Source organism: Kistimonas ophiarachnellae (genome assembly GCF_057552235.1).
The window spans coordinates 15,318-27,183 of the sequence record NZ_BAAJPA010000022.1 but is presented as its reverse complement, the minus strand read 5'-3'; the positions used below and the strand labels follow the sequence as shown (position 1 = coordinate 27,183).

12 protein-coding genes are annotated in these 11,866 nt (G+C 51.3%); 2 read left to right on the top strand and 10 right to left on the bottom strand.

Annotated elements, in window-relative coordinates:
* Positions 1–40: 40 nt before the first annotated feature.
* The 4 genes from AC27K1_RS20190 to dksA form a co-directional block, all read right to left on the bottom strand.
* Positions 41–595 carry a YfiR family protein gene (locus tag AC27K1_RS20190; RefSeq protein WP_487152599.1) on the bottom strand — a complete coding sequence of 185 codons (555 nt, stop codon included), beginning with the start codon at positions 593–595 and terminating at the stop codon, positions 41–43.
* Between the two features lie 8 nt (positions 596–603).
* Positions 604–2,676, bottom strand: a complete 2,073-nt coding sequence (locus AC27K1_RS20185) for a TonB-dependent receptor plug domain-containing protein (protein ID WP_487152598.1) — start codon at positions 2,674–2,676, stop codon at positions 604–606.
* 111 nt (positions 2,677–2,787) lie between these two features.
* Positions 2,788–3,690, bottom strand: coding sequence for a tRNA glutamyl-Q(34) synthetase GluQRS (gene gluQRS, locus AC27K1_RS20180; protein ID WP_487152597.1), 903 nt, complete (start codon positions 3,688–3,690; stop codon positions 2,788–2,790).
* 11 nt (positions 3,691–3,701) lie between these two features.
* Complete coding sequence (gene dksA, locus AC27K1_RS20175) at positions 3,702–4,145, bottom strand: RNA polymerase-binding protein DksA (protein ID WP_487152596.1); 444 nt, start codon at positions 4,143–4,145, stop codon at positions 3,702–3,704.
* A 412-nt stretch (positions 4,146–4,557) separates the two neighbouring features.
* On the opposite strand from dksA, the gene sfsA reads away from it, so the two are divergent.
* Entirely contained in the window at positions 4,558–5,286 is a 729-nt protein-coding gene (gene sfsA, locus AC27K1_RS20170) for a DNA/RNA nuclease SfsA (protein WP_487152595.1), read from the top strand.
* A gap of 35 nt (positions 5,287–5,321) precedes the next feature.
* On the opposite strand, the gene AC27K1_RS20165 is transcribed toward sfsA, so the two are convergent.
* Genes AC27K1_RS20165 through AC27K1_RS20155 form a run of 3 tightly spaced genes read right to left on the bottom strand, consistent with a single transcriptional unit; the run spans position 5,322 to position 6,528 of the window.
* On the bottom strand, positions 5,322–5,981 hold the full coding sequence (locus AC27K1_RS20165; protein WP_487152594.1) for a DUF2959 domain-containing protein: 660 nt from the start codon (positions 5,979–5,981) through the stop codon (positions 5,322–5,324).
* Positions 5,974–6,180, bottom strand: a complete 207-nt coding sequence (locus AC27K1_RS20160; RefSeq protein WP_487152593.1) for a YqaE/Pmp3 family membrane protein — start codon at positions 6,178–6,180, stop codon at positions 5,974–5,976. Before AC27K1_RS20160 ends, AC27K1_RS20165 begins: the two co-directional genes overlap by 8 nt.
* A 30-nt stretch (positions 6,181–6,210) precedes the next feature.
* The gene (locus AC27K1_RS20155) at positions 6,211–6,528 is read right to left on the bottom strand and encodes a Rieske (2Fe-2S) protein (RefSeq protein WP_487152592.1); all 318 of its coding nucleotides are present in this window, start codon (positions 6,526–6,528) and stop codon (positions 6,211–6,213) included.
* Positions 6,529–6,831: 303 nt separating this feature from the next.
* On the opposite strand from AC27K1_RS20155, the gene AC27K1_RS20150 reads away from it, so the two are divergent.
* Positions 6,832–7,338: a hypothetical protein gene (locus tag AC27K1_RS20150; protein ID WP_487152591.1), complete on the top strand. Its 507-nt coding sequence runs from the start codon at positions 6,832–6,834 to the stop codon at positions 7,336–7,338.
* Positions 7,339–7,429: 91 nt separating this feature from the next.
* Here AC27K1_RS20150 and hutX read toward each other — a convergent pair whose 3' ends face one another.
* From hutX to AC27K1_RS20135, 3 genes are all read right to left on the bottom strand, one after another.
* The gene (hutX, locus tag AC27K1_RS20145; RefSeq protein ID WP_487152590.1) at positions 7,430–7,939 is read right to left on the bottom strand and encodes a heme utilization cystosolic carrier protein HutX; all 510 of its coding nucleotides are present in this window, start codon (positions 7,937–7,939) and stop codon (positions 7,430–7,432) included.
* Positions 7,936–9,258 carry a heme anaerobic degradation radical SAM methyltransferase ChuW/HutW gene (gene hutW, locus AC27K1_RS20140; RefSeq protein WP_487152589.1) on the bottom strand — a complete coding sequence of 441 codons (1,323 nt, stop codon included), beginning with the start codon at positions 9,256–9,258 and terminating at the stop codon, positions 7,936–7,938. The genes hutX and hutW overlap by 4 nt, the downstream gene beginning before the upstream one ends.
* 376 nt (positions 9,259–9,634) lie before the next feature.
* On the bottom strand, positions 9,635–11,821 hold the full coding sequence (locus AC27K1_RS20135; protein ID WP_487152588.1) for a TonB-dependent hemoglobin/transferrin/lactoferrin family receptor: 2,187 nt from the start codon (positions 11,819–11,821) through the stop codon (positions 9,635–9,637).
* Positions 11,822–11,866 lie beyond the last annotated feature (45 nt).

Below are 11,866 nucleotides of genomic sequence, written 5' to 3'. Positions count from 1 at the left end.
GCGCAACAAATGGCAATGAAAGATTTTGCGGTGGACTGTGTTAGCGAATAACCCGAGACATTCTCAATAACTGTGAACCGATGAGAAAGCCACTGGCACGGGTTGCCTTGAGATTGACAACCAGCTTGATTCTTTCCTTGCTTTCGTTCAGTTCAAACATGCCGCCGCTCGTTGCAAACGCGGGGATGTCGCTGACGGTCAGAACAGGCTGTGTAGCCAGAAGGCGTACAAGTTCATGAAGCTGGTGAGAGGCTGAATTATTAATAAATGCCAGATGACACAAGTCGGTTTTCTTTAAGGCTTCGTAGTATATGACGTGTACTTTTTTGCCCGAGAGTTTCTTGCCACTGAGCTCCTTTAGTTCACGGTTAATTGATCCTTTTCCAACCATGCATAATCGTATGGTGTTATTAGTCAGGGCTTGTGCGGGCCACTGAACATACTTGAGGGCTTTCAGGAGTATGACGGCTTTCAGTTGGCTGTTGTCGTTACTTTCTGCGTTAGCGACATGACTGAAGAAGCAGGCTGATAGCAGGGTGATCAGGGCCATTATCCGTGAAAAGGGTTTTGGGTTATTCCGAGGATTGTTCATCATGGTTACCCTCAGAAATCCCAGCTGATTTTGCCATAGATACTTCTGGGAACTTCCGTTGTTATCTGGCCTGAGAGGACATCCACGAATTCAGGGTGGCTGCTATCCAGCAGATTCTGGCCAGTAATTGAGAGTTCCATGTTGCCAAAGCGTTTTGCAATGCGCACGTCCATGGTTGTCAGCGATGGCAGGCTGATGTCAGGCGCTGACAGACTGTCGCTGTAACGTACCCAGATATCCAGTTCAAAACCATGTGGCAGGTTGTGTCGGCTCATCAGGCTCAGGCTATTCTGGGCACTGGTTTCTTCCTGAGTTTTTTCACTGTTTTTGGCGATGGCATCCGAGCGGTTGGCCTGCATGTCCTGTTGCAGGTGGCTATAGGCGACTTTTAACAGCCAGTTCTGCCTGACCTTCCAGTCCATGCTGAGTTCCAGACCGTAGGCATAGCCATCCAGCAGGTTCTCCAGTGTTGTCCGTTCGCAGGTGGGGAAGGCGATGGCCGGTTGGCTGGCAGTGAAAAAGTCAACACAGTCGCCCAGATCAATCTGACCACTGAGGCCGTCAAAACGGTTTAAAAAGACAGTGCTATCCATGGACAGTCTGTCGTTAAACTGCCGCTTGTAACCCAGTTCCAGGGCGATGAGTTTTTCGGAATCCAGTGATTCATTGCGGTTGTATTGGCGGCCAGGGTTGATGATATCAATACCTGTTTCCGCCATGGTGGGCGTTCTCACAGCCTTGGACAGCGCTGCCCAGAAGGACTGATAAGCGTCGGGTGTATAAATCAGGCGTGCGTTGGGTTGCAGTTCAAAACCTGTGATGTCGTTATGCTCGATGCGACCACTGAGCGTCAGGTTCCATTTCTCCGGGACAAGTGTGAATTCACCCTGCATGTAAGCACTGTACAGTTCAGTGTTCCAGTGGTTTGGTGTGACGACCATGCTGTCGTATTCACTGATGTAGTGACTGTGGAAATCATCATCCACATAGCGATAGCCCAGCCCCCAGACAACGCTGGTGGCGCTGGACAGGTCGAAGCTGTATTGGAAATCAATGTCCCAGGTGTTCCGGTCTTCATCAAGTACATAACTGTCGGCTTCGTACCGGTCATACCAGAATTGCAGTACGGCTTCTGAATTATTCTCAAGGGTGCGCGTCCAGCGCCAATGGGTGTTTCCGCCAAACTGACGGGTGTCAAAGGGGTGGAATACTGGCGTGGCATAGTTTTTGGCATCAAAGGGGTTGAAAAATACTGGGCCACTGAAAGTAGTGCTGGGAACATAAGTTTCGCCGCGATAGATGTCGCCTTTGAACATGAAGGTGTCCAAAGCGCCTTTATCCCAGTCAACCCGGAACCCTGCCTGCTTCATTCGACGGTTGTCTTCTGCGCTGGGATCCAGGTACTGCTTACGCTCAGCAAGCGTGCTCCCTAAATCATCCTGTGCACCCTGCTCAAATTGTTTGATATAGGCGCGATAGGAAATGTCATCGCCGATTTGGCCTCCGTGGCGAATGGCGCCGAATCCTTTTTCAAGATCGCCCGCACCCACTTCGGCGTATGTGCCCTGGGTCACCCGTGCGCTGCGGGTGATGATATTGATGACGCCGTTCACAGAGTTGGCGCCCCACAAGGCAGCGCCGGGGCCACGGATGACCTCGATGCGCTCAATATCTTCAAGCAGCATGTTCTGGGTATCCCAGTGAACACCGCCAATGAATGGGCTGTAAATGGAACGGCCATCAATCAATATCAGGATTTTGTTGGAGAAAATGCTGCTGTTTCCACGGGCGCTGACAGACCAGGTATGGTTGTTGAGTTTATAAACCTGGAGACCTGGCGCCATACGAAGGACATCCGGTATGGAACGGGCGCCACTTCGACGGATATCTTCCTGGGTAATGGAATAAACAGCGGCGGGTGCTGCAAGAATGGATTGTGATTTTCTCGATACGGAAGTGACTTCTGAAGCAACCAGCTGTTCCAGATCCATATCCAGCAGTTGATCAGCATTGTCCCCACGAGCAATACCCGTGAAACTGATCATGGATAGAACGAGGATTATCCTCAGTGGTTGTGCGGTCATCAGCTGCCTGTTCCTTGGCAAGTTTATTTCGATTCTTAATAAAACTTAGTACAACGTTTGTGAAACGCAATAAGACAGTTTTATGAAACTTGGTGAAGGAAATGCTGCCCGTTATTTGTGTGCAACGCTGGGTAAACTGAGTTCCAGAATGGACAGGGTTTGCGGGAGTTTTTTAGACGACCATTGACTTATTGCGTATGTCACAATGGTTTCCGGGTCTGATGACAGCATGTCGTCATCAACAGGAATGTGAAGTGCGTGCAGTGCTTTCAGCAGCATGGGGATCGGATTGTCCAACGGCAAGGCTGGCGCCAGGTTCTGCTTGCTGAGTTTGCTGCCGTCAGGGTTAATGATGACAGGAATATGTGCGTAAACCGGTGTCGGTACATTCAGATGACGTTGCAGGCAAATCTGCCGTGGTGTTGAGTCGAGTAAATCAGACCCTCGCACAATATGCGTGATCCCTTGGTTCGCATCATCGACAGTCACTGCCAACTGGTAAGCAAATAATTGGTCTTTGCGGAAGATAATGAAGTCACCCAGTTCCTTCATATCAAACTGCTGCTCGCCCTGAATGTCGTCATTGAATGTGATGACATCATCGCCACAGTTCAGGCGAATGGCAAAGGGCGTGTCCGGATCATCGGTACGCTTGCGACAGGTTCCCGGGTAAATATTGTGATATCCGGCCAGTTCTTTTCTGGAACAGGTGCAGGGGTAGGCAACGCCCTGTTGGCGTAGCTGGCTGATTGCTTCCCGATAGGCATCATAACGATCATGTTGCCAGACCAGTTCGCCATCCCAGGTTAAACCATAGACTTCCAGCGCCTTTAAAATTGCAGAGCTGGAACCCGGGACTTCTCGTGGTGGATCAATGTCTTCAATGCGGACATACCATTCCCCTTCATGCGCTCTTGCGTCCAGGTAACTGGCAAGCGCTGCGACAAGGGAACCGAAATGCAGGGGACCGGTAGGCGAGGGGGCGAAACGCCCCCGGTAGAGAGTAGCTGCCATAGATGGGGATATCAGGATCCCAGCTGGCGCTCTTTGATTTCTGCAAGGGTTTTGCAGTCAATACACAGGGTGGCAGTGGGTCGCGCTTCCAAGCGACGGATGCCGATTTCGACACCGCAGGAATCGCAGAAGCCATAGTCGCCATCTTCGATACGCTGAAGTGTTTGATCAATCTTCTTGATCAGTTTCCGCTCACGATCACGTGTGCGTAGTTCCAGACTAAACTCTTCTTCCTGGCTTGCACGGTCGGCAGGGTCCGGGAAGTTGGCGGCTTCGTCTTTCATGTGGGTGACCGTCCGGTCAACCTCTTCCATCAGCTCCTGCTTCCATTGCTGGAGGATTTTGGTGAAGTGCTCAAGCTGTGCATCGCACATGTACTCTTCACCCTTCTTCTCCTGGTAAGGCGAGAAGTTTTTCAGCAGGTTGCCTGTCTCTGGCTTGTTCTGTGCTGACATGGTTTCAGCCCCGTTTCTCTCCAAGTCATCATCCTGAAGGAGGCAAAGCCCCCCGAGTAGGCCGCTCTGTGGTAAATACCTGTCGGCAGCTTCTCAAGGAGCGGAAAGCTACCAGAACATTTCTAAGGATGCTACAAGAAAATGTTTCAGGTCACGTAAAACTTTTCCATTCTAATTAGACTTTAGCCAGATGGAAATGCGTACCAATAGATAGAACAAAGTAATTTTTAATAAATAAAATATTTTTAATTACTTATGAGTCTTTTGACATCATAGCAATTTGTGGCTGGTTAATTCCAATTCTGTCAGTTCGGGCTGTTTTTATGGAATAGTGGTGTCATGGATTTCTCTATAAAATGTCAGTGTATTTTATCGCCTGAAACACATGTCGTTGCCATAAGAGAGGGGTTCCGTGCAGTTTGATCCGCCGTTGTCAGAAGCCAGACTGATCCGTCGTTACAAACGCTTTATGGCCGATGTTGTCCTGCCGGATGGTTCAGAGATAACCCTGCATTGCCCGAATACGGGTTCGATGAAACATTGCCAGCCTGAAGGCGCCCGAGTCTGGTATTCGGATTCCGGCAATCCCAAACGGAAATATCCGTGTACCTGGGAGCTGGTGGAAGTACCCGTTACCCAGAAGGGGGAAACCGGGTATGCGGTTGCCGGTATCAATACGGGGCGTGCCAATGCGCTGGTGCGGGAGGCGATTGAGCAGGGCGTCATTCCTTCATTAAACGGTTATGACAGTATTCGTCAGGAAGTGAAATACGGCGATGAAAACAGCCGGATTGATCTGCTGTTATCCGGTGAAGGTCAACCGGACTGTTATGTGGAAGTGAAGAATGTGACGCTGGCGATGGGCGACGGTCTCGGACTTTTTCCTGATGCCGTGACCTCCCGGGGAACAAAACACCTCAGGGAACTCATACGTGTGGTGGAATCCGGCGCAAGAGCCATGCTGGTTTTTTGCGTGCAGCATTCAGGCATTCAGTTTGTTGCGCCGGCCGATGATATTGATCCGTTATATGGCCAGATATTGCGAGAGGCTATTGAAGCAGGCGTTGAAGTTGTCGCCTGTGGCGGAACCCTTTCCGCTGACAAGATTGCGCTGGATCATTGTCTGGACGTGCGTGTGTGATACAGGTGCCGGGCAGATGCCCGGCATTGTCTGTTTTACTGTTTCTTCAGGGTATTGATAAACGCCTGAGATTCCCTGATAGACGTCTGCATCTCTTGCAGCAATTTGTCGATATCCGACTTGATGCTGCTGAATTCGCCTTTCAGTGCCGCAATGGCCCGCGCGTTCAGGTTGTGCTTAAGGTAAAGCACCTGATCATGCAGGGCATCCAGTACGGGTTGCATCCGTTTTTCAGCTTTCACCATGCTGACCATCATCTGGTCATAACGACGACGAGTGTCTTTCAGTTTCCGGCTGCTCTCGGCACGCAGTGTTGAACTGGAATACAGGCTGAGCTCATCTTCCCATTCATCGAACAGGGCTTCTGAAACGTCACGCACGCCGTTGATCCGCTCACGCACTTTCTCGGCGGCGGCATAACTGCTTTCGTACTCGTCGTTCAAACGGTTGTAGACGGATTCCAGGTCGCCCCCATCAAAAGCAACCACACTGCGGAACTGATCCAGTGCCGACTGGAACTGCTCCTGGGCCTCCTGCTGGGATTCTTGGGTGTCCTCAATCCGGTCAACCATGATATCCCGTTTGTGGAAGCCAACCTGCTCCATGGCCTTGTAATAGGTACTCTGACAACCAGACAGCATGACGCCCGCCAGTAACAGGAACGACAGCTGTCGCAGTGCGGATGCTTTAATCATTCTTTTTTCCCCGTTCGATCGCATCGATGACTTTTTCCGTGCGCTTGTCCGCCAGGTGGCTGTGCACCACAAACAGTGCGTGAGCCGCACCCGGTATCCAGAAACAAAGGGTCAGGATCAGGTTCAGTATCGCCTGAAATGGTTTGCCACACAGCAGTACGGCAATGGGAGGAAGCAAAATAGCCAGCAGGTAACGCATGATAATGTGCTCTCAGGTTGTTCGGTCCGATCAGTCTGGCAGGTACAGGGTATCGCCCTGGATGATATAGGAAACTTTGGTCAGGTGGTCGCCTTCACAGGGACCGACAATACATTCACCGGTTTCCATCAGGAACTGGGCGCCGTGGGTTGCGCACTGGATCAGCCGTTTCTCATGATCCAGAAACTGATCCGGTTGCCACTCCAGGTTGATACTCATGTGTGGACAGCTGTTTTCGTAAAGGTAGATTTTACCGGCTTTCTTGACGGCAAAAAAATCGCCTTTGTCCGTAGTAAAGCCTTTACTGCCATTTTCGGGAATCGCATCCAGACGACAGAGTTTTATCATTTTGATTGCGCTGTGGAAAAACGGTGGTGTGCCATTCTAGCGCAAGAGGGTGATGGTCTGTACACGACTCATGAATTTGTATGTGTTCCAGTCATCATGGGTATAGTTGGATCAACGTCTATAGAGACACGGGTTTTTCCATTAATGCTTTATTTTTCAGTGGGTTATTGTTGACTTCAGGGGGGTAAGTCGTTTGATTCATTGAAGAAGGAAGGGAACCAAACGTATTGCCTGCAGTCTAAAACAGTAAATCCACATAATACATAGACATATGTATAGCTATTAGTTAACAGGAGGTTTCATATGGCAGCATCCGCAGTTACAGCAAAAGCAACCCCAGGTTTTCAGGCACCAGTAATCCAAGATAAGAAGGCTGATGGTGATGCGCATACAGGTGGACCCACATTTGGGTCTCATACGGTTGGCTCAGTTGAACCTACTTCTGTTGGTGAGAAGACTCAGCCTGCGTATACCGCCACAACCAACTTGGCTGAGCGTAAGACAGGAAGAGCCTTGGGTATAGTGTTGGCTATTTTCTCAACTGTGTTTTTTGTACCTCTATGTGTAGGTCTTGGCGGTAGTCTTTTGGGAACCCTTGGTTTTGGCATCGGAGCGATCGGAGGCCCTGTAGGTGCGGCCTTGGGTACTATTGTTGGGGCTTCTGCCGGTGCTACTGTAGGCTTATTCATCGGTTTTTATTACGCACCGTATTTGATTGCGAAAATGTACAATTGGGGTTTACAGCTTCAAAACGGTAACATCTATGAACGATCGAATTGGGCTGACAAGACGATTGCTTCCTACTCGTGACAGTTCTTTTTCCGACATCTGCCACTCTAAAGTGAGCATGTCCGGAAAGATGCGCTGCACCGTTATCGGGTGCAGCCATCAATAATAATGATCAGGCAGCCTGTTGTGAGGCGAGTTGAGCCAGCGCTTCGAAACGTTCCTGTTGTTCCGGAATAATCTGCTTCTGTTCATTGCGGCTCAGGTAAACCTTGAACACGCAGCGACCACTGTGGCTGAAGAACTGGACGGAACGGGTATCGACGCCATGGAACGGTTTGCTGACCAGGGCGATGAGGCTGATCGCATCCGGTTTCAGATGCCCTTTCAGCGGCGTACGACGGTCACTCAGGTTGTAATAGCCGTATTTCATGCCCCCTTTGGGAAACGGCCCCTTCAGTTCAAAAATAGAACCATCAACATCAATCACGGTCAGGATGTCGCCCCAGTCCTTGATGTCTTTCACAACGGTTTCAAACAGGGAGCCATCCAGCAGCGTGACCATGTCTTCAGGCAGGTGACGGATCACCTCGATTTCATCAACAGCCAGCTCTGCTGCGATATCAGCAGGCAGTCGTTCAGGATTTTCAGTGATCAGACGGTGTACGTTGTCGCGGATGCTCATGCAGCAAGTTCCTCAAACGGGCTGGCTTCCAGGTAGTGGACCAGGCCCTGGTTCATATTGATGTTCCAGAACTGTCCGGCCAGGGTCAGTTCCAGGAAGTCGCCATTGCGCTCAGCCAGGCCATTGTTGACCCAGGCGTCAAACAGGGGCGCGCAATGGGTCGCCAGGTCATACCCCGTGGTGCGCTGAATGCGATTCAGATCCAGCCAGCCGAGATCAAAACCGCCACCGATCACGTTATGCAGTTGTCGCATGGGCTTCGGTGCGGTCATGGCCATGATCGGTTTACGACCGGCGGCGATCATCCCGAAATACGCGTCAAGGCTGCGGTGCATCATGATGCCATGCCCGCCAATATTGCCGCCGGCGCCGGAGCCGAAGGGGATGATTTCCGCACCCGCTTTGACGCTGTGGTTATAAATGTTGCGTTCCCGGCTATCCCTGGCCCAGTGGCTGACGCTGAGTCGGCTGAAATGGTGCTGACCCAGAATATCCACCCCTGTCAGGAACATGTTTGCCTTCATGGCATTGTCGGCAGGTTCCGGCATGGAGCCTTTTTCGATGGACTTTGCCATACGGCTGCTGCCCTGCAGTACCAGCTGGTACAGGTCTGCGCCATGCACGCCACTGTTGATCAGTGTGTGCAGGTCTTCTTCCCAGGTGTCCAGGGTCTGGTAGGGCAGGCCGAACAGCAGGTCGATGACCACGGCTGCCTGGTCCAGACTGACCAGCTGATCCAGCCGCTCCAGCAGAACTTCACGGGCATCAATCCGGCTCATCTTGCGCCGGATAAAGGTATCAAACGTCTGTGCGCCAAGAGAGAAACGGTTGAATCCCGCGTCTATGCACGCTGCCATCTTTTCATCGGACAATCCGCTGAACCGGGATTCAAAGGTCATTTCGCAATCATTCGATAAGGGCAGGTGCTGACGAATAGCGTCGCCCAGTCGTGTGATTTGCTCCGGTGTCAGGTCGGTCGGCGTGCCGCCGCCAAAATACACCGCGTGAATGGGCCGTGCCTGAATGCGGGGGCTGGCGGCGGTAATCTCGATTTCACGGATCAGCGCATCGACATACTGTTCGATCAGCCCCGGCTTGCTGGCGTTCTGGAAAAAGCCGCAATAAGAGCAATGGGTTCGGCAGAACGGAATATGGAAATAGGCCAGTCGTTTGCCGGCTTCGCCAGGTTCCGCCATGAGTCGTTGCCAGGTCGCGACCTGTTGCTCCGGCGTCAGCGGCTGGGGACGGTTGTTAACATGGGCCGAGGTTTTCCCACTGAACGCCAGTCGCAGCGGATCAGGGGTTGAGTAACCTGTCATCTCGGGTGACAGCGGGGAATGCATGGACATAATCAGAAAAGACAGGTGTATGGATGATTATGCAAATAATAATGATTCTCATTAATGATTTTGTTGATCTGTATCAATTTTAACCGGTTTTCTTATGGCGGAATGGTCATTGGTATGAAGACGTCATCCGTTTTTCGGATGTTACTGCCAGTGATAGTGAAGGGAGGAAAGGCGGCAGCTGTGCTAACTGGAAGCACATGCCGTTCGTGATCCGATTTTGTGTCAACGACCGGTATGACGCGAGGCAGTCGTCATGGTATTTGATGCACGCTATTTGTGTAATAAAAAGCCGCCCCAAAGGGCGGCAACGGTTAGCGAACAGCAAAAGCGATTGTTGGGAAAATGATCAGAATTCCCACTTGGCGCTGACGGCGAAGTTACGGCCGGGTTGGGTCAGGCGATCAAAGCCAACATAGGTAGTATCCCGTCCACGTGCGTTCTCCCACTCCATGTACTTCTTATCGGTCAGGTTGAACAGACCGGCACGGAGGGTGATATCCTGATGCGGTTTGTAGTAAGCGGTCAGATCCACAAGGCCGTAACCGGATGGAATGTACTGTTCTTTGCCACTGGATACTTCATTGTTGGCTACATCGGAACTGCTCTTGCTTTTGACCAGTGTCCAGGTCAATTCACTCCCCCAGAGTTCAGATGGGGCATCATACGCAAGCCCGAAGACCCCTTTGAGCGGAGCAACACTGTTGAGTGGCTCGCTCTTGGCGTTATCCTGCTTACCTTCACCGTCAGCGTACGCGACGGATGCTTTCAGTGAGGTACCCATGGGAGCGTTAATGGCTTCATCCAGCCAGAGTTGGCCTTTAACTTCTATACCCTTGATACGGGCTTCAGAAATATTCTGTTCCTGCGTAATTTGCCAGTAGCCTGAGCCTGGTTGGGTCGGCAGGTAAACAGTATCAATGAAGTCTTTGTATTTGTTGTAGAAGGCTGCAATTTCGAAACTGCCTAGGTGGTTATTTCCACGAAGTCCAAGTTCAAATGCGTCACTGGTTTCTGGCTTTAGGTCAGGATTGGCAAGTTGCTTATAGCCGTGGCGCGGGTTATCCATGGTCTGATACATATCGATCAGGTCTGGAGCCTTGAAGCCCTGGCTGTATTGCGCAAAGGTAGACAGATTCTCTGTCAGTTTGTAGACCGCGCCCAGTCGTCCGGTCAGCTTGCCTTCTTTGGTGTCTTTCTGCTCGGTGGTGTAGCCGGTGTTGCTTTTCGGCTTGTACTCGTAATGGTCATAACGAATGCCAGGCGTGACGCTAAGGCGATCGGTGACCTGGATATCATTCTGGGCAAAGATGCCGTAGGTCAGTGCATCCACCTTTGGAATGACATTTTCTTTGGTAGTGGTGTTTTTGCCAAGATCCAGCGTTGTCTGGTCATTGGTAAATTCGGTATCGACCACATCAAAACCGTAAATAATATGATGCGTCAAACCACTGAGTTGGAGGGTCTTGTCGAGCTGGGTGCCCAGTTGATAACTCGTTTCCGAATAATCATATTTTTTGATGCGGTCATTGTTGGAGCCATAGGCTGGGATGTTGGTCTTTTGATCAGTGGTGCTGTCCTGCCAGTCCAGGTGCCATTTCAGGCTATCAAAAGCCGCCAGATCCGCATCCCATTCGTGGGTAAAACTCAGTCGTGAACGTTTCTTCTTGTCGTCGCCCTTGGTTGTGCTGGGGAGATATTTGTCAGACATCAACTTGTAATCGGTTTTTGTCTGCAGGAATTCCCCGGTAACGCCAATGCGATTATCGTCGTTCAGCTGGTACTGCGCCTTGGCAAGAATGTTGTCACTGCCAGCATCCAGCGGGTTGGCTCGGCCACGGGCTTCACCGGTGATGTTGGCGCCGCCATGGGTTTCGGTTTCCTTGTAATCACGGCGGGTGTAAACCAGCATGGTTTCCAGATCACCGGTTCGATTGGCCAGCGTGAGGGTTTCTGTCAGGCCTTCATCGGCGCTGGTGTATCCGCCCTTGATGGAACCGTAGGTGTCGTCACCTTCGGATTTCAGATAATCCGCTGGATCTTTGGTGGTAAAGGCAACAATGCCACCCATGGCGTCACTGCCATAGAGGCTGGAGGAAGGGCCTTTGACGATTTCGACGGCCTTCAACGTGTCCACATCAATGAAGTTGCGGCGGGATTGCAGATAGGTGTAGCCGGAGTCAAAAGACTGGGGCTGGCTGATGCCATCAACCATAATTTTGACACGGTTGTCGCCCAGACCCCGGATATTGATGTCCTTGATGCCCGTACGTCCTTCAGTGCCAACTTGCACACCGGGCTCATAGCGCAGCATATCCTTGATATTACGCGCCATCTCTTTTTCGATCTGCTCGCTGTGGATAACAGTGACACTGGCTGCCACATCTTTCAGCTGCTTCTCGGTCCGGGTGGCAGTGACGGTGACCTGGTCCAGCATCGAGGCTTTGCCCGTTTGAACCGTTTCTTCTCCCATCGCCTGTGTCGCCGTCGCCATCATGACGGCGGTAGCCAGCAAGGTGCGCTTGAACTTCATCATTTTCCCCGTGTCAGCAACTCGTAAGGGTCGATTGTGTGTTGTGTG

Excerpts from the sequence above, each read along its gene's own strand:
- AC27K1_RS20190 (WP_487152599.1), bottom strand. The coding sequence starts at position 595 with ATGATGAACAATCCTCGGAATAACCCAAAACCCTTTTCACGGATAATG.
- AC27K1_RS20185 (WP_487152598.1), bottom strand. The coding sequence starts at position 2,676 with ATGACCGCACAACCACTGAGGATAATCCTCGTTCTATCCATGATCAGT.
- gluQRS (WP_487152597.1), bottom strand. The coding sequence starts at position 3,690 with ATGGCAGCTACTCTCTACCGGGGGCGTTTCGCCCCCTCGCCTACCGGT.
- dksA (WP_487152596.1), bottom strand. The coding sequence starts at position 4,145 with ATGTCAGCACAGAACAAGCCAGAGACAGGCAACCTGCTGAAAAACTTC.
- AC27K1_RS20165 (WP_487152594.1), bottom strand. The coding sequence starts at position 5,981 with ATGATTAAAGCATCCGCACTGCGACAGCTGTCGTTCCTGTTACTGGCG.
- AC27K1_RS20160 (WP_487152593.1), bottom strand. The coding sequence starts at position 6,180 with ATGCGTTACCTGCTGGCTATTTTGCTTCCTCCCATTGCCGTACTGCTG.
- AC27K1_RS20155 (WP_487152592.1), bottom strand. The coding sequence starts at position 6,528 with ATGATAAAACTCTGTCGTCTGGATGCGATTCCCGAAAATGGCAGTAAA.
- AC27K1_RS20150 (WP_487152591.1), top strand. The coding sequence starts at position 6,832 with ATGGCAGCATCCGCAGTTACAGCAAAAGCAACCCCAGGTTTTCAGGCA.
- hutX (WP_487152590.1), bottom strand. The coding sequence starts at position 7,939 with ATGAGCATCCGCGACAACGTACACCGTCTGATCACTGAAAATCCTGAA.
- hutW (WP_487152589.1), bottom strand. The coding sequence starts at position 9,258 with ATGACAGGTTACTCAACCCCTGATCCGCTGCGACTGGCGTTCAGTGGG.
- AC27K1_RS20135 (WP_487152588.1), bottom strand. The coding sequence starts at position 11,821 with ATGATGAAGTTCAAGCGCACCTTGCTGGCTACCGCCGTCATGATGGCG.